The following is an 18986-nucleotide window of genomic DNA, read 5'->3' on the forward strand; positions in this document are numbered from 1 at the left end:
TGTTTTTTGTTAAGGATAAAAATTTTTTTTTGAAGATTGACGGCTGACGCTAAACCGTCAACCTTGAGCATATTACTCTTATTTCTACCTAGCTGGTTTTTAATCTATGCATAGATTTGTTCAAGGGGAATGTCTCGTTCTTGAGCCACCTCTGAAAATGTGCGCAGGGAATCAAGAGAGTTGATTGCTGCTCTAGCATTATTGAGGGGGTTATTGGAACCAAGCTGTTTAGCTAAGACATTTTTCACTCCAGCTAACTCAAGTACTGTGCGCACAGCACCACCAGCAATCACACCAGTTCCGGGAGCAGCAGGTCGCATGATCACTTTGGCTCCCACAGCCCTACCTCTAGATGGGTGAGGAATAGAACTAGTTTTGGTTAAGGGTACATCAATGAGTTGCTTTTTGGCATCAGCAACTCCTTTACGGACAGCACCAATTACATCACTGGCTTTGCCTACACCAACCCCCACCTGACCTTTTTCATTACCTACAACTACGATGGCGCGGAAGCTCAATTTTTTGCCCCCTTTGACCACCTTACTAACGCGGCGGATTTGGATAACCCGCTCTTGCCAATTACTGTCTTTTTCTTTAGAGCGGTTGCTTTTTCTACGATTTGCCATAGTTCGCTATAGATTAAATCATGATAGTAATTACTCAAAGATTAGCTAATTTATTGTTGCTAATTTTTAACTGTTGATTGAAATTTTAAGTTTTCAATTTTCAACCAGTATTTACTAAAAATCTAGTCCTGCTTCACGAGCAGCTTCTGCTAAAGCTTTGACACGACCATGATATAGGTAGCCCCCACGGTCAAAGACCACTTTCTTGAGACCTTTTTCTAGTGCTCGTTGGGCAACCAACTGACCCACTTTAGCTGATGCTTCACAGGTGGCTCCAGATTTGAGTTCAGATCTTAGAGCTGGTTCTAACGTTGAAGCTGCCACTATGGTATGTTGCTGATTGTCATCGATAACTTGCACATAAATGTGCTCATTAGAGCGAAATACAGCTAATCTTGGGCGTTCAGCAGTACCACTGACTTTCCGGCGTACCCGCCTATGTCTGTGTCGTATAGATTCTTTTCGAGTAAGTTTCATAGTTTACTTCTTACCTGCTTTACCAGCTTTACGTCTGACTATTTCACCGGCATATCGAATGCCTTTACCTTTATAGACTTCTGGGGGTCGAACTGCACGAATTTTTGCAGCTGTGTTGCCTACAACTTCTTTGTTGATGCCACTAACAATGACGTTGGTGTTGTTTTCAACTTTGACTTCAATCCCCTCAGGAGGAACGATCTCCACTGGCTGGCTGTAACCAACGTTTAAAATTAGATTTCGACCTTTAACTTGAGCTCGATAACCGACTCCCTGAATGTCCAAACGTTTTTCAAACCCTTTGGAGACTCCCTCAATCATGTTGGCCACCAGAGTGCGAGACAAACCATGACTTTCACGGGCGGTTCGGGTTTCTTCGCGCCGGGAAACCTCTACAGTTTCACCAACTTGCTCAGCTTTAATTGTATCTGGCAAAACCCAATCCAGTTCACCTTTGGAACCTTTGACCTTCACCTGTTGACCGTCTATTGTTACAGTAACTTTACTGGGAATTGGTATAGGGCGCTTGCCAATACGTGACATAAAATTATCCTCCTAACTAAAGAAGTATGAAATATAAAGTATGAAGTATGAAGTATGAACGGTAGTCATGAATTGGTTAATCAGCTAATCCGATCAATCCTAGGTTGTTATCGGATCGTGCATGCATATACTGAGCTGATTATTGTTCGAACTGATGCTCTAATCTACAGGGGCTTTCAGCTGATAGCTGGCAAGCCTAGATTTTTAATTAGCGAGTCAGCTGACGGCTCTTAGTAGACCCTTCATCCTTCATGCTTCATCCTTTACCATACGTAACACAGAACTTCACCACCAATTCCCCGACGCCTTGCTTCCCTGTCGGTCATGATGCCATTAGAAGTAGAGATAATAGCAATCCCAATGCCTCCCAAGACTCTTGGCAGTTCTTTACGGTTGGAGTAAACTCGCAATCCAGGTTTACTCACCCGCTTCAGGGCTCTGATAATTGGTTTGCGATTGTTGCCCTTGTATTTTAGGGAAACAACTAAGTATCTTTTGACCCCTTCGCCTGCTTCCTCAAAATCAGTAATAAAGCCTTCTTCTTTGAGTACTTGGGCAATCGCCCGGGTCATTTTAGTTGATTGTATATTTGTTGTTTGATGCCGAACCAAGCAGGCATTTCTAATGCGGGTCAGCATATCTGCAATTGTGTCGTTTGCCGGCATTGTTCCTTCCTATGATTACAGGCTTATTTATCCCGGAAAGGCATTCCCATCTCTTTGAGTAAGGCGCGACCTTCTTCGTCAGTTTTGGCAGTGGTGACTATGGTAATATCCATACCACGAATCTGATCGATACTGTCGTAGTCTACTTCTGGAAAAATGAGTTGCTCTCGCACCCCAAGAGTGTAGTTACCACGACCGTCAAAGCTTCTAGGGCTAAGACCCCGAAAGTCCCGAATTCTTGGTAGGGCTAAGTTAATTAGCCGCTCTAGAAAGGAGTACATACGCTCTGAACGGAGGGTAACCGTGACACCAACAGGCATCCCGGCACGGATTTTAAAACCCGCGATCGCTTGTTTTGCTCGTGTGACCACCGGTTTTTGACCGGTGATGATGGCAATTTCGCTTACCGACGATTCCAGAGCCTTGGCATTTTGAGATGCCTCTCCTAATCCTCGGTTAAGACTAACTTTGACTAATTTCGGTACTTGATGAATGTTTTTGTAACCGAATTGTTCTTTTAATTTGGGGACTATTGTCTCCTGGTATAGGATTTTTAACCCTTTTGTCATAGTTTTTTTCCTTTGATTTCCCTGGGCTTGGTCAGGGCAATTGTCATTAGTTATTAGTCATTGGTCATTGACCATTAGCCATTAGTAACTGCCAAGAGTAATTTTTTTGTTACTTTTTTGATTACTGAGGACTAAGGATTAAGCACTAGGGACTAATTAGTCAATAATCTCACCAGTTTTTTTGAGCATCCGTACCTTACGACCATCGTCGGTAAAGGTATAGCAGATGCGGCTAGCAATTTTTTCTTTATTCGAGTAAAGCATAACGTTGGAGCTATGGATTGGAGATTCAAACGTAGCAATTTGACCTTTTTCACCTTCCTGTTGAGGCTTGACATGCTTAGTTTTGACGTTAACTCCTTTGACTACTACCTTGCTAATTTTGGGTAGCGTACGCAAAATTTCTCCAATTTTGCCTTTATCTCGACCGGCAATCACTTGTACCGTGTCGCCCTTTTTAACGTGCATTTTGTAGCGTAATGGGGTATCATTTTGTGCCTTCTTGCTTGTACCTACCATCAGAGTACCTCCGGAGCAAGGGATATAATTTTTGTGAAGTTTTTCTCTCGCAGTTCCCGGGCTACAGGGCCAAAAACGCGGGTACCTCTGGGATTGCCATCTGGGTTTATGATTACTGCTGCGTTGTCATCAAAGCGAATACTCATACCGCTTTCCCGACGTAGCCCCTTGCGGGTGCGTACAATCACAGCCCTAACTACATCTGACTTTTTGACCCCCATATTTGGAATGGCATCCTTGACCACACCAATAATTACATCACCCACACCACCGTAGCGCCGATTTCCTGCACCAATAACGCGGATGCACATTATTTTTCTGGCTCCACTGTTGTCAGCAACGTTTAGGTAGCTCTCTTGTTGAATCATCAGTGTTCCTCCTCTAATAGAGTAATCAGTTATGAGTTAAACGAGTTATGAGTTAAACCTTGGGTTTGTTTCCAATTCCGAAAGGATTTTATTCCGAGATCTCACGCACATTTGTAGGTCGTGGATAACCCATATCGACTAGGGTTAACTCGCTATTTTGAGGAACTACTGACGATTTCAGCAACCATCCAGCGTTTGGTACGACTCAGTGGTCGTGTTTCTCTAATCCGAACGCGATCGCCTTCTTTACATTTATTTTCCTCATCATGAGCTTTGTATCGCTTGGTACGCACAACAATTTTGCCGTACTTTGGGTGGGGAGACCTATTTTCAATAGCCACCACCACAGTTTTGTCCATTTTGTCGCTGACCACTAGGCCAACTCTCTCTTTTGCTGCCATACTATTCCTTATGCTTCTGATTCTGATTGTGGAGTATCACTTTGTTCTGATTGTGGGGTATCACTTTGTGAGGTATCTGTTGATTCTTTCTGTTTAGCGAGTTGGCGTTCTCGTTCTACTGTCATTAGCTGAGCGATTCGGTGCTTAAGATGCTTAAACTGGTGAGGTTTTTCTAAGCGTTTGGTTGCCTTTTGCAGACGCAAGTCAAACAACTGACGCTTAGCTGCTAAGATTTCCTGTTCTAGTTCGGCATCGCTCAGACTTCTAGCATCTTCTATCTTGGGCAGAGCCATAGCTTATACCTTTTCCCCTTCACGAGAAATGAACTTCAATTTAATGGGAAATTTGTTAGCAGCCAGACGCATGGCTTCCCGAGCAACCTCTTCGCTTACCCCAGCGATTTCATAGATAATCCGACCTGGTTTAACTACTGCTACCCAAAACTCTGGGGAACCTTTTCCAGAACCCATACGAGTTTCTGCGGGACGCATGGTGACTGGTTTATCTGGGAAAATTCGAATCCAGATTTTTCCACCACGACGAACGTAGCGGGTCATAGCCCGACGACCAGCTTCGATTTGGCGGGAGGTAATCCAAGCTGGTTCTGTGGCTTGTAGGGCATAATCACCAAAGTTAATGGTACTGCCACGAGTGGCCATACCCTTCATTCGTCCCCGGTGCTGTTTGCGATATTTTGTTCTTTTTGGACTTAACATAATTTGTTCTTTGTTAATTGAAAATCGAAAATTGAAAACTGACAATTAACAAGCAAGCAATTTTCAAAATACTAGTGAGTCATGACTAGTCATTTGAGCGGTCTTCAAACTGCTGGCGGCGTTTTGGCTGACGGCGACGAGGTTGAGCTGTGTTAGGGGTAGGCTTTTCTTCTTGACCAGGAATCACTTCACCTTTGAACACCCAAACTTTAATGCCCAAAATTCCATAAATGGTTTGGGCTGTTTTGTAGGAATAGTCAATATTTGCCCGGAGGGTATGGAGGGGCACTCGTCCTTCACGAGTCCACTCGGTTCGAGCAATTTCAGCTCCATTTAACCGACCACCTACCTGAACTTTAATGCCTTGGACATCAGCCCGCTGAGCCCGCTGAATTGCTTGACGAACCACTCGTCTGAAGGAAACTCTGCGCTCTAGCTGTTGGGCAATGTACTCGGCAATTAGGGTAGCATCTGCATCCACCCGTGATACTTCCACGACATTGATGCGAATCTGACGATTGTTGCCCAGGGCTTTTTGCAGACCGACACGCAAAGACTCAATACCACTTCCACCACGACCAACAACTACCCCAGGTCGAGCTGTATGAATTTCTAAATCAATCTGGTCAGCTTTGCGCTCAATCCGGATGTCGGAAATTCCAGCATTATTGAGGTTTTTGTCAACATATTGTCGGATTTGGTAATCTTCCTGCAACAGAAGCGGATAACGCTTTGAGTCGGCAAACCAGCGAGAGCGATGCTCTTGCGTGATACCTAGCCTAAAACCAATTGGATGTATTTTCTGTCCCACTGTTCTTTTCTTTCCCTATTATCGAGCCATAGCGCTATTGGTGTTCACCCTTGGTAATGCTCAATCAACTCACTAACTATTCATCTACTTCTGGAGAAACAGCCACCGTGATATGACAGGTTGGCTTGCGAATCTGATAAGCACGACCTTGAGCTCTTGGTCGATACCGCTTCAAGCTTGGTCCCATATCCGCAAAAGCTTTAGTGATGTATAAGCTAGCTGGGTCAATCCCTGCATTGTGTTCAGCATTGGCAACAGCGGAGCGTAGTACTTTCAAGACTGGTTGACAAGCCCGGTAGGGCATGAATTCCAGAATGATCAGAGCTTCCCGATAGGAACGCCCCCGAATTTGGTCAAGTACTCGCCTCACTTTACTTGGAGACATCCGAATGTAGCGTGCGATCGCTTTAGTTTCTGCTGTAGTGTCTATCGCCATCGTTCCATCATTTGCTTTCTTTATAGCTACTAACTACTGAACTAATCACTTTAACGACGGGCCTTACCATCCTTAACATGTCCCCGAAATGTTCGAGTCGGGGCAAATTCGCCCAGCTTATGACCTACCATCTGCTCATTGATAAAAACTGGTACATGTGTCCGCCCGTTATGAACGGCAATGGTGTGACCAACCATCTGGGGCACAATGGTCGAGGCTCTTGACCAGGTTTTAATCACCTGTTTTTCGCCTTTAGCATTCAAAGTTTCAATCTTAGTCAGAAGACTATCGGCTATAAAAGGACCTTTTTTTAATGAACGACCCATAATTCAACGCTCGTTAGTTTTTAGTTATTAGTTGGTAGTTAATAGTTGCGTTCTTGGTAGTTAGTAGTTGCTAGTTACAACGTTTAACCTGCTAACTTTAACGTTCAACTCCTTAAGAATCGCGACCACCGCGCCCTCGCTTAGAGGATTTCCGCCTACGCCGGACAATTAAAGAACTACTTTGCTTTTTGACCTTACGAGTTTTGGCTCCCAAGGCTGGTTTACCCCAGGGGGTCACTGGACCACTTCTACCAATAGGAGCTCTACCCTCACCACCACCATGGGGGTGATCTACCGGGTTCATTACACTTCCCCGTACTTGGGGACGACGGCCTCTATGTCGATTGCGACCAGCTTTACCTAAACTCAAGTTTCTGGCTTCAACATTACCGACCTGTCCAATAGTTGCATAGCATTCTTTACGCAACATCCTGACTTCACTAGAGGGCAGCTTTAGGGTGACATAGTCACCTTCTTTAGCTTGCACTTGAGCAGTTGCCCCGGCAGCACGAACAATCTGTGCTCCTCGGCCTGGGATCAGTTCAACGTTATGCACGTTGGTGCCTAAGGGAATATCCTTTAGGGGCAAGGCATTGCCTATTTCGATGGGAGAGTCAGGCCCAGATATAATGGAAGACCCCACTTCCAAACCCACAGGATGCAGGATATATCGCTTTTCACCATCTTGATAGTAGAGCAGCGCAATCCTAGCATTCCGATTGGGGTCATACTCAATTGCTGCCACTTTTGCGGGAATATTGTGCTTATCCCGGCGGAAGTCAATTACCCTGTATAGACGCTTATGTCCGCCACCGCGATGGCGACAGGTAATGATACCGCGATTATTGCGACCTTTTTTACGATGCTTAGACTTGGTTAGGGATTTTTCTGGCTCAGTCCGAGTAATCTCAGCGAAGTCTGAGACAGTACCCTGACGAGTGCCTGGGGTGTATGGTCTATAGCTACGGATGCCCATAACAAGTATTTTTTACTTATTTTGTCTTGACTAGTTTGTCTTGACTAGTTTGTCTTGACAATTGACAATCTACCAATTGGCAATTAACCAAATTAAGAATTAGTAATTAGCAATTAGCCAGTTTTATACGTCTGGGAATAGAGTAATCGAATCTCCTGGAGCTAGGGTAACAATCGCCCGTTTGTACTGGGTTTTGTAACCTACAAATTTTCCCACTCGACGCTTTTTACGTGGCGGACGTAGGGTATTTACTGCCACCACTTTCACTTCAAAAAGACTTTCAATCGCGGCTCTAATTTGTGGCTTTGTCGCTTTGATAATCACATCAAAGACATACTTGTTTTGCTCCATCAGTAGGGTCGCCTTTTCAGTCACAATTGGGCGAATCACCAAATCAGCAAGGTCACGGGGGTTATACTCCGTCATTGTAAACCTCCTGAATTTTGGCAAGAGCTGTGTTAGTGGTCACGATTTTATCAGCGTCAAGGATATCATAGATATTCAAGTTGGTGGCATAAATCAACTTGACAGTTGCTAGGTTACGGACTGACAAATAAACCTTTTCTTCTGGCTGAGCTAGGATTAGGAGAACTTTTGACTCAGGCTTAATTCCCCACCGATCAATTGCTGCCACCACATCCTTGGTCTTGGGTCGTGGTAGTTGTTCAACAAATTCCTCTACCACAATCAAATCCTCTGCTCGACTCATAAACGCTGTTCTTAGAGCCAAGCGACGCTCTTTGCGGTTCATTTTCTGGCTATAGTCTCTGGGTTTCGGACCAAAGATCACACCACCACCACGCCATAGGGGTGAACGATTAGAACCAGCACGAGCACGACCGGTTCCCTTTTGTCGCCAAGGTTTGCGTCCTCCACCTCTAACTTCGGAACGAGTTTTTGTACAAGCATTGCCTTGACGAGCATTGGCCATTTGTCTAACCAGTGACCGGTGAACAATGTGGGCAGCGTTTTCTTCTTTGGCAACTCGCATCTGGAGTGTTGCCTGCCCTACTTCTTCCCCTTGCCAGTTTCGCACTGAACAATCTACCATTTGTTCTCTCCTTCTTAGGGACCAAGCATTTAGCAATTAGCTTTTAGCTTTTAAGCACTCAGGGGGTGCTAGTTTTAAAATAAACAGTTACATATACATCAGGCTTACACCTAATGATGAGGGAGCTAATTGCTTTTTCCTTGTGACTAACGTCCGACTTTATTAGTGGGTGCAATGCTCAAGAGTGTCCCTGGTTTACCAGGAACTGCACCTTTAATCACTAGCAAATTGCGCTCTGCATCTATCTTGACTACTTCAAGTTTGCGAATTGTCACCTTGGTACCGCCGTAACGACCAGCCATTTTCTTACCTGGATAGGTACGACCAGGGGTTGTCCCTGCTCCAGTGGAACCTGGGAGGCGGTGGTTTTTGGAACCATGAGCCATCGGTCCTCGCCTGAAGTTGTGACGTTTCTGATAACCCGCAAACCCGCGACCAATGCTTTTACCGCTGACATCGACAATTTGACCAATACTGAACATATCGGTATTGACTGGCTGACCCAGTTCAAAATTACTGGTATCATCCACGCGGTACTCACGTAGGTGGCGTAAGGGTGGGGCGCTAGATTTAGCCAAGTGTCCTATTTCAGGCTTATTAATTGCTTTAGGCTTAACTTGGTCATAACCAATTTGAATGGCATTGTAGCCATCTGTCTGGTTGGTTTTTATTTGGGTCACAGTGCATGGCCCAGCTTTTACGACGGTTACAGGAATCGCTCTTCCTTCATCATCGAACACTTGGGTCATACCGAGTTTGGTACCGAGGATACCGACAGACACTGGTTTCTCCTTTGTAGACATTGCAGCAGTCTGGCAGCAGGGATATTCAAGAACCTGAATTCCCTTTGTGCCACAAACCTGGTCATTATAAACCTGGTCACTATTTATAGTGGATAAACCTCTCCTCAAAAAATAAGCAGAGAGCCCACCTTTATCTAGCTCGGCATGAGGGTCGAGCTAGATTCTCGTTCAATTGCGTTTACTGGTCAGAAAAGGCTATTAAACTCGCCTGACTTCGCTGGGACTTAAGTTGTTAATCACTCAGTATCCCTTGATCCACGAAAGTGTAAGCACTGATTGACCTAAAGCAGACCCAAGAACTGATTGGAGTTGTTTAAACCTAACTGTCTTTGACCTACTTTAGCCCTGATGCCAAAAAAAACACCTGGTATGCTGTGTATATTGTCTTGCCTCGAACCTACTTCTCAGCCCACAGCACACGCAGCTATTAAGTTGCTGATGAAGCAACTGTCATAATGCCACTATTATATAGTATATAGTATTTTGCGAAGAGTGTCTAGTTAGTTTAAGAATTAGTTTGACAAACATTTGCTTGCTATATGGATTTATGTGAAATCTGGGGATTCGGAGCTCGAAGGATGGGATTCTCGCGCGTATGCGTTCGCGCACCAGATCATTCACTCCTCATCCCATTCCCCATCCCATTCCCCAGACAACAACACACAATCCCCCACCTGCAATACTCCAGCTTCATCCACCGGATTATATAGTTTCCCTTGTCTACGCAACGCCTGAACCATGACATTGTATTGATGCTGGAGATCAATTGGCTTCATACCGACCAAACTTGAATTCTCTACCAAAGTTACCCAATGCTTAGATCCCTCACTAAGGAAACTGCGACTTTCGATCCAGTCTCGAAACACTGCTAATTCTTCCGGTTCCCCAACAACTAGCAATCGATCCCCTGAACGCAACGTCATCTTACCTTGTGGGTAGTGGACAATATCATTACCTTGTTGAATTGTCAAAACTGTTACCCCAGTCACGTTACGGATATCTGCTGCTGCCAGAGTTACCCAATCTAGACGGGAAGTTTGACTCAAGGTCACCCACTCACTGTGGAGTTCTTCAGCAACATCAGTGATGTCTTGCTGTTTTGAATAGGTAGCTTGTTCAGGTCGTACACTCAAATAGCGGTCTTGGTGAATCCGATTGATCACCGACTGAATCATACCTTGGGTTTCTCCCAGTGCTACTAGCACATGGGCTCCCATTTCCAATGCTGCCTCAAATTCCGGTTGCACTACTTCCCGCGCCCCTAACTGGGTGAGTAGGTCAATTTCGCTATTTTTGTGAGAACGAGCCACAATATCTAGTCCTGGGGCAAACTTGAGGGCACGTTTGAGCAACAAGCGGGTACTGCCAGGATCGGGTAGGGCAATAGCTAGGGCTTTAGCTTTTTCTAGATGGGCTTTTTCTAAGACCAGTTCCGAGTGAGCATCCCCAAACATATAGGGTATTTTCTCATGTCTTAATCGTTGAATAGCAGCTTCGCTATTTTCAATCACTAGTACCTCATGCCCTTGATTGCGCAGGATGTTGACCAGTACTCGCCCCACTCGTCCATAGCCAGCCACTACCACATGATTACAAATCGTTTCTGGAATTGACAAAGCTTTAGTGCCCCGAAACTGACGCAGGTAGTTTTTCAGAAACGGCAGATTTACCAGGTGTTCTGCTATTCGGGGAGACCATCTCAGCCACATGGGTGTCAGGACTAGGGTAATGGCTGTGGTTCCCACCAGGAGTAGATACTGATCCCTAGTGATAAATCCTAACTCAAAGCCAACCACTGCTAAGACAAAGGAAAATTCTCCAATTTGATTGAGACCAAAACTAGCAATAAAAGCAGTTTTAAAGGAATAGCCAAATTTCAGCACAATCGGTAGAATAATGGCTGCTTTGCCCCCCATGACTAACATCACTAAACCGATAATTATGCCGAAATTTTCGAGCAGCACTTCCGGCTCAATGAGCATTCCTATGGATGCAAAAAATAGACAGACAAAGGTGTCTTTAAGGGGGATTATTTTGGCAACTGCTTGGTCAGCATAATCAATTTCAGCCATCATTAATCCTGCCACAAATGCTCCCATTTCAACGGATAGACCAAGTCCAGCAGTAATCAAAGCAATCCCTAAACACAGGGCAATTACTGTGATCAGAAATAGCTCACTGTTTTCAGTGCGGGCAATATATTTAATGAGATGGGGAACTATCCAGCGACCGGCGGCTAGAGCAGCAGCTAGAAACACCAACGCTTTGAGTAAAGCAACAACTAAAGCTGAGCCAATATCTGAGGGCTGCTGAAGGGCGGGTATGACAGCTAACATCAGACCTAAACTAAGGTCTTGGGCAATCAAAATGGCCAGCATCACTTGACCATGAAGGGTATTGGTTTCTCCTCTCTCCATCAGGGTTTTAAGAACTACTGAGGTGGAGGAGAGGGATATGATGAATCCGAGCATTATTCCCGGAGTAAATCCATCAACCCAACCAAGTCCATTGGCTAAAACTGCAACTAGGGTAATAGTGAGACTAATTTGCAGTAAACTACCTTTCAGGACAATATCTTTAAATCGTTTAAGCTGGGATAGAGAAAATTCTACCCCATAGGTGAATAACAAAAAAACAATCCCAATTTCAGCTAGGGATTTGACTTGTTCTAATTCGCCTACGAGTTTAAGACCAAACGGACCAACTAATAAACCACTGGCTAAATAGCCTAAAAGTACAGGTTGACGTAGCCGATTGGCAAGGTAGCCTCCCAAAGCAGAAGCCCCTAGAACTGTGGTTAGATCCAGAATTAAATTGTGTCCTGAGGCCATGATTAGGAATGGGTAATCGGTTATTAGTCACAGGCTTCATACCTGGAGGTTTTCCCTTGTGCCCTGATTTTTTTGTAACCTACCCACTTGAACTAAGCAACTTGAGCATCAAGGAGTTGGTAAGGAAGGCTCAAAGTACTCTACCCACCTGATAATTTTTTCAGTTATCTTATGACGGTAGAGATTTCCAAGAACTATGGCTTTAGAACAGTGTAACGTTTGTGGGTCTTTAACCAGCACCAACGATGAAATTTGCCTCAGTTGTGGTTATCCAGCTAAAGGTCGGCCAAAGTTAGTTTTTTTCAAGTGGACTGCTATCGGTGTTGCTGTAGTATTTGGTTTATTTCTCCTACTAGGGGTCATTAACAGAGTCGAGCAACACCTCAACTCTCAACCTTCGACACCAATAGACCGGTAAGATAGGGTTGGGTTATCGGTGTATCTGTGTATAAGCTTTCGCGGTGCCAGCGCGCAGCAGACACAGATGCCGTTTCGGCTGATCAGTTATTGCACCAGAAGGGATTGAAGTAATCTCTCACAAGCCTTCAACCATCAGGAGTTTTCCATCAAAAGCTACATACTTCCAGGCAATCGAGTATATATCTAGCCGCATCTACAAATACCATATCCAGATACTGAAACTGATCCGGATGCAGCTGGGAGCGCAACTCATCCCAAGCCTGTTCATCCTCAATATCTTCATCCCTAAATCCTGCCTCCAGGACTGCTGTATACCTAACATCAATCCCCAGATGCTTAGCCACTATGTGTAAATAGTCCTGCTCAGTAGGGTCAATTTCCCCATCCGCCGCTGACATATCATAAGCAAAGCACAACAGGAGTAGCTTCTCAGCATCGCTTAGAGGCTTAGTCAAAGTTAACCATTCGGGGGAATTAGAGGCAGTAGGTTTCTGCTTAACTTCCCGAAGCAGAAGTCCGATTAAGAACGGTCCCAATTGACGCAAATCATCCTCCTCGGGAGGCGTTAAGCGGTCAATGGTTTTTGCCAGTAGCTGTGTTTCTTCTTCTACCACTTGACCATCTGCCAACATTACTTCCAAAGAAATAGTGACTAAGGCTACCACAAAAATCATGGTTGGTGTAATATCTAGCACACTGAGTTGCCTTCCCACCAGACGAGACAAGTATTCAACAACTTGCTGATTTACCAGTCGAATACCTAAAGCCTCAAACTTTTCTGGTTGCAGCTTTGATTGCAACTCTTCCCAAACGGACTGATCTCGAAACTCCTCACCCTTGAACCAAGCTTCCATCACCACTGGGTAGCGGGAGTCAATGCCTAGGGAATTTGAGGCTAGCTGTAAATACTGGCTTTCATTGGGGTCAATTGTCCCATCCACCGCTGACATAGCATAGCAAAAGTTAAGGAGCAAAATTCGCTCTGACTCAGACAGGGAAGTAGTTAGCTTCAACCACTGCTGAGGATTTTGATAAACCGGATTCTTCTCTAGTCCAGAAAGCAAACGCTGCACCAATTGACGGACATCCCTCTGGGGGGGTACTAATCGCTCAATGGTTTTCTCTAGTAGCTGCTTCTCTTCGTCTTGTACAATACCATCAGCATACATGACTCCCATCCCAAGGGTTACTAGGGCAGCTAAAAACCTCACAGGCGGTGTTATATCGTCTTGAGTGAGGTTTCGTCCGGTTAGGTGGGACAAAAGTTCAATAGTCATTTTTTTAGTTAGGTATTAGGTTTTAGGTATTAGGTTTTAGGTTTTATATTTTAGGTATCACTGAGTGGTATCACATCTCAAGGGCTAATTGTATTTCTATTAATGTCGCTTATTCTGGGGTTAATTATAAAAATTAGATTACTGTGCGAACTTTCCAACCTTTGGCTTTTAGTTGTGCTTTTTTACCTAGCTCCATCCCACTACTCCTGTTTATCTCTATCGTATTTTTATTTTCGCTTTTGGCAATTAGATATCACCCTTGATAAGTGTTAGGTTTTGGGTGTTAGGTCTTAGGCTAATAGTGTTAGACTCGGTGAGTGGGATCGCATCCTTTGACTAGTGCGATCGCATCCTTTGGCTTAGATTTAACCCTTGGTCATGGGATCCCATAAATAGAAGAGAGATTCGTGGATTCTGTAACCGGTAATCCTCAATTGGTAGTGAAAGGCAATCGTCCCCTACTGTTGGATCATCTACAGAAGCTTTGGCTGATTAAGTCTGGTTCTATTGCTATATTTGCTGTTGACCGTAACGATGGTGTTCTAGAGGGGCGACGCCGTTATCTATTCAGCCTGGGAGTGGGTGAGGCTTTGTTTGGGATGGGGGCGAATGCCCAAGACAAGCCTTACACCATGCTAGCTGTGGCAATTGAAGAAGCAACAGTTTGTCAGTTAAGCACTAGCCAAATAGAACTAGAAGGGAATAGTAATGGTAAAGCAGCCACGCTGATTTCCCAAGACATCATTACGTTGACCGAGAAATGGATTGAGAGATTTTCCATCTTCCCTGGTGTAGTTACTCCGTCTACGGTATTGGATACCTCAGCAGTTTACAGTTGGGAGTCCCTACAGTCCAATCTGGATCAGCTATACAGTAACCTCTACCACTACCTCGCTAAACTCGAACAGACAGAATCAGCTCAAAAACTGACTCAGTTCCAAGAACGGGAACGCCTCAATCACCAAGTTACTACGGAAGCGATTGCAGAACTAGCATCTGTGATCAAGCCCCAGTTAAAAGAGAGTTTTCAACAGGGAACCCCCCTGTTAATTGCCGCTGGTGCTGTAGGACGGGCGATGGGGATTCAAATTAACCCCCCAGCCCAGTCAGAAGACCTCAATCGAGTCCGAGAACCCATAGAAGCGATCGCCCGTGCTTCCCGCATTCGGATCCGGCGAGTGATTCTGCGTGACTACTGGTGGAAAAAGGACAATGGGCCTCTATTAGGCTACACCCGAGAGGATAATCGACCTGTGGCACTGCTAGCAATGGGGGTGGGTCAGTATGAGGTACTAGACCCAGAATCGGGAAAGCGTGTCCCAGTCAATGCCAATAATGCTAGTTTCCTGGCTCCTATGGCTTATATGTTTTATCGGTCATTCCCCGATCAAGCAATTAAAGCCCTAGACTTACTCCAGTTTACCCTTAGAGGTCGTAGCAAAGAGTTAATCACCCTGATGTTGACAGGAGTCGCCGCTGCTGTGTTGGGAATGGTCACTCCCCAAGCCACTGCCATTCTCATTGACAATGCTATTCCCGATGCTGACCGGGGATTATTAGGACAGGTAGGGTTAGGACTGTTAGCAGCTAGCTTTGGCAGTGCCATCTTTCAAGTGGCTCAAGGGCTTGTCACCTTGAGATTACAAACGATTAGCGAAGCTACCAGCCAAGGCGCTGTTTGGGACCGATTATTAAACCTAAGAATTTCTTTTTTTCAGCAATATTCCACCGGAGACCTAATATCCCGGGTTTCAGCAATTTCTGAAATCCGTAACCGACTGAGTGGCACAGTAATGCAAACCCTATTCACCAGTTTTTTCTCTCTCTTAAATTTGGGTTTGCTGTTCATCTACGATGCCCAATTAGCCTTAGTCCCGTTGGGAGTGGCATTAACTGCGATGATTGTGACCACTACCTCTGGTATTTTAACCCGGCGCAAGCTAAGACCCTTGCAACAGCTAGCAGGAGACATCTTTGGACTGACGGTGCAGCTAATTGGTGGTGTTTCTAAACTCCGGGTAGCAGGGGCAGAAAATCGGGCATTTGCCTACTGGGCTAAATACTATACTCAGCAAATTAAGCTGGTGCTGAGTACCCAGTTAATTGAAGACTTACTGAAGGTATTTAATACCATACTCCCTACCCTCAGCCAAATGATTATCTTCGCCGTGGCTGTTCAATCCATTACCAAATCCCAATCTGGGCAAGGTTTATCTACTGGTACATTCCTAGCCTTCAATACTGCTTTTGGAACCTTTATCACTGGCGCAACTGATTTAAGCAATACCCTAATTAATATCTTAGAAATAGGTATTTTATGGGAACGAACTCAACCGATTTTAGAAGCTACACCGGAACTAGACTTAAGCAAAGCGGATCCAGGACGGCTTTCGGGACAACTTAAATTAGATCATGTCAGCTTCCGCTACCGAAAAGATAGTCCTTTGATTTTAGAGAATATTACTATTCAGGCAAACCCTGGAGAATTTATTGCTTTAGTCGGTCCATCTGGTAGTGGTAAATCCACGATTATCCGATTACTGTTGGGGTTTGAAACCTCTGAAAATGGCACCATTTACTACGATGGTCAAGACTTATCTGGACTAGATATCTCAGCTGTGCGTCGGCAACTAGGAGTAGTCCTACAAAACGGTAGAATTAATAGTGCTTCTATCTTCGATAACATTGCCAGTGGTGCTTTAGTTACCATGGATGAAGCCTGGGAAGCTGCAAAAATGGCAGGGTTTGCTGATGATATTGAAGCCATGCCCATGGGGATGCACACCGTTATTTCTGAAGGCGGTACCAATCTTTCTGGTGGACAGAGACAACGGCTATTAATTGCCCGTGCCTTAGTCTTAAAACCAAGACTATTGATATTCGATGAAGCCACCAGTGCTTTAGATAACCGCACCCAAAGCATTGTTAGTCAAAGTATTGACGAATTGCAAGTGACTCGGATCGTAATTGCCCACCGCCTCAGCACTATCCGCAAAGCAGACCGTATTTATGTGCTGGAGGCTGGGAGAGTGGTACAGCAGGGAACCTTTCAGGAACTGCTTAATCAGGAAGGGTTATTTGCGAATTTGATGGCTAGACAAATGGCTTAGAAGTATGAAGGATGAACTATCGCTTTTGGAGCAAATCATACCCTAATTCAGCAACGCCAAATTTCTCAATTGCGCAGAATCAACCGTTGCCGATGAACATGCAACAAACGAAACTCCTGCTGCGCCAACTGCTCCAACATATAAATAATATGCTCTGGTCGCAACATGGTGCCATCATTCAAACAACTCCCGATATACCGCAAAACCACCCCAGACTCTGCAACCTCCTCTTCAGTATCTTTGGGTTTTTGGGGTTCCATAACCTCGAAGTCAAATAAGCGATCGCATAAATTCACCCACTGTTTCTTACCCGACTTCGTAAACCGTTCCCACCAAATTTCCTTACTACCCTTAATCGCTTCAATCCAACCCTGCCAGTCTTCCCAAGACGCCTCCGCCATTACCTCAACTCGAATCAAATACTCAGCCCTCTCCAACAGCTGAGTTCCAGCAGGTTCTTTCAAATCCACTGCTTCAACCCCATACACCGGAATTTCTTCAGGCAACTCAGACACCAGCCTTTCCCTAAACTCCTCAACGGGCATTTTCTCAGTTAACTCAAACTCCACAATCTCTCCACTACTAGACGCTCCCAAGGGCAATGCATTAGCAATCATAATCCGAGCATTAGCCCGAAACCCCCCACTATAGCGAATTGGTAGTGAAGCCCGTCTTACTGCTCTCTCAAACAGACTTGCCAAATCCAGATGACCCAACAAGGTCATATCCCCCAACTTACCAAACCAAACCCGCAGCCGCTGATCCTTATTAGTATTTGGTTTAAAGTGACCAGCAAATTGCGGAATCTGTGGCGGTTCAATCACCACATTATGACCAAAATCAATCCCACATACACCACAGTGAGAACACCCATCAAAGGAACAATCCGGTACTGTTGCTGCATCTAAGGCCCGTTGTAAATCTTCCTTGAGCCAATTCTTATCAATTCCCGTATCAATATGATCCCAAGGCAAGGGAGCATCAAGGGCATCAAGGGCATCAAGGGTTGTTCCCGTAGCGTGGCCTTTTGGCCAAGATTGTTGGTTAGTTGGTTGTTGGTTAGCTGCTTGTTGGTTATCTGGTTGTTCTGAACTTTCAACCTTTAACCTTTCAACTTGCAACTCTTCTAGACCCGCCATCACATTCCATTCGCCACTTTCTACTTGGCGATATTTCCAGGTCAGACCTGATGAAGCGATCGCATTTTCCCAAGCAGCAAATGCCCGATCCAAGCTTTCCATCCAGGCATCCATCCCTGCCCCCAATTCCCAAGCACGGCGCACCACCGCACTTAAGCGTCTGTCACCCCGTCCGACAAAATCTTCCATGGCGGAAATCCGAACATCGGTGTAATTAACCTTCACCCCCCTGATCTGACCAAATTCTTGTTTGAGCAATTCCTGCTTGCGTTTAAACTCCGAAGTGGATACGGAATGCCACTGGAATGGGGTGTGAGGTTTTGGGGTAAAATTAGAAACAGTTATGTTAAACTTTAAGGTTTTTCTACCTTTAGCACGACACTCCTGCTGCAACCAACGCACCGTTTCCGCAATTCCCAACACATCCGCATCCGTTTCACCAGGCAAACCAATCATAAAATAGAGCTTGACTTTCTCCCAGCCTTGCTCAAATGCCGTCTTTACTCCCCTGAGCAATTCTTCATTAGTCAGTCCCTTATTAACAATATCCCGCATCCGCTGAGTTCCTGCTTCTGGGGCAAAGGTCAAGCCACTCTGGCGATTTCCCCCTAGGATATTGGCAATATTCTCATCAAAGCGGTCTACTCGCTGACTCGGTAGGGACAAGGAAATATTGCGATCCTTAAGACGATTTTTGATTTCCATCCCCACCGCTGGTAGAGCCAGGTAATCCGAACAACTCAGGGATAAAAGGGAAAACTCGTTATACCCTGTAGCAAGCATCCCTTGTTCAATAGCTTCCACTACTTTTTCCGGTTCCACATCCCGCGCTGGTCGAGTCAGCATCCCAGGTTGGCAGAAGCGACAACCGCGAGTACAACCCCGTCGCACTTCGATCTTGAGCCGGTCATGAACCGTTTGA

22 protein-coding genes are annotated in these 18986 nt (G+C 45.2%); 2 read left to right on the top strand and 20 right to left on the bottom strand.

Annotated features, from left to right (window positions below):
• Positions 1-104: 104 nt before the first annotated feature.
• From rpsE to F6K52_RS15475, 18 genes are all read right to left on the bottom strand, one after another.
• Complete coding sequence (gene rpsE, locus F6K52_RS15390) at positions 105-626, bottom strand: 30S ribosomal protein S5 (RefSeq protein WP_293079034.1); 522 nt, start codon at positions 624-626, stop codon at positions 105-107.
• Positions 627-740: 114 nt separating this feature from the next.
• Positions 741-1103: a 50S ribosomal protein L18 gene (rplR, locus tag F6K52_RS15395; protein ID WP_008191189.1), complete on the bottom strand. Its 363-nt coding sequence runs from the start codon at positions 1101-1103 to the stop codon at positions 741-743.
• Positions 1104-1106: 3 nt separating this feature from the next.
• On the bottom strand, positions 1107-1646 hold the full coding sequence (rplF, locus tag F6K52_RS15400) for a 50S ribosomal protein L6 (RefSeq protein WP_070390677.1): 540 nt from the start codon (positions 1644-1646) through the stop codon (positions 1107-1109).
• 263 nt (positions 1647-1909) lie between these two features.
• Complete coding sequence (gene rpsH, locus F6K52_RS15405; RefSeq protein ID WP_293079037.1) at positions 1910-2311, bottom strand: 30S ribosomal protein S8; 402 nt, start codon at positions 2309-2311, stop codon at positions 1910-1912.
• A 23-nt stretch (positions 2312-2334) separates the two neighbouring features.
• Complete coding sequence (rplE, locus tag F6K52_RS15410; protein WP_293079040.1) at positions 2335-2880, bottom strand: 50S ribosomal protein L5; 546 nt, start codon at positions 2878-2880, stop codon at positions 2335-2337.
• Positions 2881-3036: 156 nt separating this feature from the next.
• Positions 3037-3399 carry a 50S ribosomal protein L24 gene (gene rplX, locus F6K52_RS15415; protein ID WP_293079042.1) on the bottom strand — a complete coding sequence of 121 codons (363 nt, stop codon included), beginning with the start codon at positions 3397-3399 and terminating at the stop codon, positions 3037-3039.
• A complete protein-coding gene (gene rplN, locus F6K52_RS15420) occupies positions 3399-3767 on the bottom strand; it encodes a 50S ribosomal protein L14 (RefSeq protein ID WP_008191203.1) in 369 nt (122 codons plus the stop codon). The genes rplX and rplN overlap by 1 nt, the downstream gene beginning before the upstream one ends.
• A gap of 152 nt (positions 3768-3919) precedes the next feature.
• Positions 3920-4168 (bottom strand): 30S ribosomal protein S17, encoded by a 249-nt coding sequence (gene rpsQ / locus F6K52_RS15425; protein WP_071102179.1) that lies wholly within the window; start codon positions 4166-4168, stop codon positions 3920-3922.
• Between the two features lie 8 nt (positions 4169-4176).
• Positions 4177-4461 carry a 50S ribosomal protein L29 gene (gene rpmC / locus F6K52_RS15430; RefSeq protein WP_008191208.1) on the bottom strand — a complete coding sequence of 95 codons (285 nt, stop codon included), beginning with the start codon at positions 4459-4461 and terminating at the stop codon, positions 4177-4179.
• A gap of 3 nt (positions 4462-4464) precedes the next feature.
• Positions 4465-4884, bottom strand: coding sequence for a 50S ribosomal protein L16 (gene rplP, locus F6K52_RS15435; protein WP_075895717.1), 420 nt, complete (start codon positions 4882-4884; stop codon positions 4465-4467).
• An 85-nt stretch (positions 4885-4969) separates the two neighbouring features.
• A complete protein-coding gene (gene rpsC / locus F6K52_RS15440) occupies positions 4970-5695 on the bottom strand; it encodes a 30S ribosomal protein S3 (protein WP_293079045.1) in 726 nt (241 codons plus the stop codon).
• 76 nt (positions 5696-5771) lie between these two features.
• Entirely contained in the window at positions 5772-6131 is a 360-nt protein-coding gene (gene rplV, locus F6K52_RS15445; RefSeq protein ID WP_293079047.1) for a 50S ribosomal protein L22, read from the bottom strand.
• 50 nt (positions 6132-6181) lie between these two features.
• The gene (gene rpsS, locus F6K52_RS15450) at positions 6182-6457 is read right to left on the bottom strand and encodes a 30S ribosomal protein S19 (RefSeq protein WP_008191216.1); all 276 of its coding nucleotides are present in this window, start codon (positions 6455-6457) and stop codon (positions 6182-6184) included.
• A gap of 112 nt (positions 6458-6569) precedes the next feature.
• The gene (gene rplB, locus F6K52_RS15455; protein ID WP_293079049.1) at positions 6570-7433 is read right to left on the bottom strand and encodes a 50S ribosomal protein L2; all 864 of its coding nucleotides are present in this window, start codon (positions 7431-7433) and stop codon (positions 6570-6572) included.
• A 123-nt stretch (positions 7434-7556) separates the two neighbouring features.
• Positions 7557-7859 carry a 50S ribosomal protein L23 gene (locus F6K52_RS15460; protein WP_070390686.1) on the bottom strand — a complete coding sequence of 101 codons (303 nt, stop codon included), beginning with the start codon at positions 7857-7859 and terminating at the stop codon, positions 7557-7559.
• A complete protein-coding gene (gene rplD / locus F6K52_RS15465) occupies positions 7846-8484 on the bottom strand; it encodes a 50S ribosomal protein L4 (RefSeq protein WP_293079052.1) in 639 nt (212 codons plus the stop codon). Before rplD ends, F6K52_RS15460 begins: the two co-directional genes overlap by 14 nt.
• 146 nt (positions 8485-8630) lie before the next feature.
• The gene (gene rplC / locus F6K52_RS15470) at positions 8631-9266 is read right to left on the bottom strand and encodes a 50S ribosomal protein L3 (protein WP_293079054.1); all 636 of its coding nucleotides are present in this window, start codon (positions 9264-9266) and stop codon (positions 8631-8633) included.
• A 638-nt stretch (positions 9267-9904) separates the two neighbouring features.
• Positions 9905-12118, bottom strand: coding sequence for a cation:proton antiporter (locus tag F6K52_RS15475; RefSeq protein ID WP_293079056.1), 2214 nt, complete (start codon positions 12116-12118; stop codon positions 9905-9907).
• Positions 12119-12314: 196 nt separating this feature from the next.
• On the opposite strand from F6K52_RS15475, the gene F6K52_RS15480 reads away from it, so the two are divergent.
• Positions 12315-12536 (top strand): hypothetical protein, encoded by a 222-nt coding sequence (locus F6K52_RS15480; protein WP_293079058.1) that lies wholly within the window; start codon positions 12315-12317, stop codon positions 12534-12536.
• Between the two features lie 148 nt (positions 12537-12684).
• Here F6K52_RS15480 and F6K52_RS15485 read toward each other — a convergent pair whose 3' ends face one another.
• Positions 12685-13815: a TerB family tellurite resistance protein gene (locus F6K52_RS15485; protein WP_293079061.1), complete on the bottom strand. Its 1131-nt coding sequence runs from the start codon at positions 13813-13815 to the stop codon at positions 12685-12687.
• A 407-nt stretch (positions 13816-14222) separates the two neighbouring features.
• Here F6K52_RS15485 and F6K52_RS15490 point away from each other — a divergent pair, with 407 nt between their 5' ends.
• Positions 14223-16925 (top strand): NHLP bacteriocin export ABC transporter permease/ATPase subunit, encoded by a 2703-nt coding sequence (locus F6K52_RS15490; protein ID WP_293079063.1) that lies wholly within the window; start codon positions 14223-14225, stop codon positions 16923-16925.
• Between the two features lie 65 nt (positions 16926-16990).
• Here the strand turns inward: F6K52_RS15490 and F6K52_RS15495 are convergent.
• Positions 16991-18986 (bottom strand): TIGR03936 family radical SAM-associated protein (locus F6K52_RS15495; RefSeq protein ID WP_293079065.1); only part of this gene is annotated, 1996 nt, incomplete at its 5' end.

The sequence above is a fragment of the Moorena sp. SIO3H5 genome, assembly GCF_010692395.1.
In the GTDB taxonomy this organism is placed as follows: Bacteria; Cyanobacteriota; Cyanobacteriia; order Cyanobacteriales; family Coleofasciculaceae; genus Moorena.

Bases quoted from the DNA above. Each gene is read 5' to 3' on its own strand.
- rpsQ (WP_071102179.1), bottom strand. From the start codon at position 4,168: ATGGCAGCAAAAGAGAGAGTTGGCCTAGTGGTCAGCGACAAAATGGAC.
- F6K52_RS15480 (WP_293079058.1), top strand. From the start codon at position 12,315: ATGGCTTTAGAACAGTGTAACGTTTGTGGGTCTTTAACCAGCACCAAC.
- rplN (WP_008191203.1), bottom strand. From the start codon at position 3,767: ATGATTCAACAAGAGAGCTACCTAAACGTTGCTGACAACAGTGGAGCC.
- F6K52_RS15485 (WP_293079061.1), bottom strand. From the start codon at position 13,815: ATGACTATTGAACTTTTGTCCCACCTAACCGGACGAAACCTCACTCAA.
- rplP (WP_075895717.1), bottom strand. From the start codon at position 4,884: ATGTTAAGTCCAAAAAGAACAAAATATCGCAAACAGCACCGGGGACGA.
- rplF (WP_070390677.1), bottom strand. From the start codon at position 1,646: ATGTCACGTATTGGCAAGCGCCCTATACCAATTCCCAGTAAAGTTACT.
- rpsE (WP_293079034.1), bottom strand. From the start codon at position 626: ATGGCAAATCGTAGAAAAAGCAACCGCTCTAAAGAAAAAGACAGTAAT.
- rpsS (WP_008191216.1), bottom strand. From the start codon at position 6,457: ATGGGTCGTTCATTAAAAAAAGGTCCTTTTATAGCCGATAGTCTTCTG.
- rpsH (WP_293079037.1), bottom strand. From the start codon at position 2,311: ATGCCGGCAAACGACACAATTGCAGATATGCTGACCCGCATTAGAAAT.
- F6K52_RS15475 (WP_293079056.1), bottom strand. From the start codon at position 12,118: ATGGCCTCAGGACACAATTTAATTCTGGATCTAACCACAGTTCTAGGG.
- rplX (WP_293079042.1), bottom strand. From the start codon at position 3,399: ATGGTAGGTACAAGCAAGAAGGCACAAAATGATACCCCATTACGCTAC.
- rplD (WP_293079052.1), bottom strand. From the start codon at position 8,484: ATGGTAGATTGTTCAGTGCGAAACTGGCAAGGGGAAGAAGTAGGGCAG.
- F6K52_RS15460 (WP_070390686.1), bottom strand. From the start codon at position 7,859: ATGACGGAGTATAACCCCCGTGACCTTGCTGATTTGGTGATTCGCCCA.
- rpmC (WP_008191208.1), bottom strand. From the start codon at position 4,461: ATGGCTCTGCCCAAGATAGAAGATGCTAGAAGTCTGAGCGATGCCGAA.
- rplE (WP_293079040.1), bottom strand. From the start codon at position 2,880: ATGACAAAAGGGTTAAAAATCCTATACCAGGAGACAATAGTCCCCAAA.
- rplB (WP_293079049.1), bottom strand. From the start codon at position 7,433: ATGGGCATCCGTAGCTATAGACCATACACCCCAGGCACTCGTCAGGGT.
- rplR (WP_008191189.1), bottom strand. From the start codon at position 1,103: ATGAAACTTACTCGAAAAGAATCTATACGACACAGACATAGGCGGGTA.
- rplV (WP_293079047.1), bottom strand. From the start codon at position 6,131: ATGGCGATAGACACTACAGCAGAAACTAAAGCGATCGCACGCTACATT.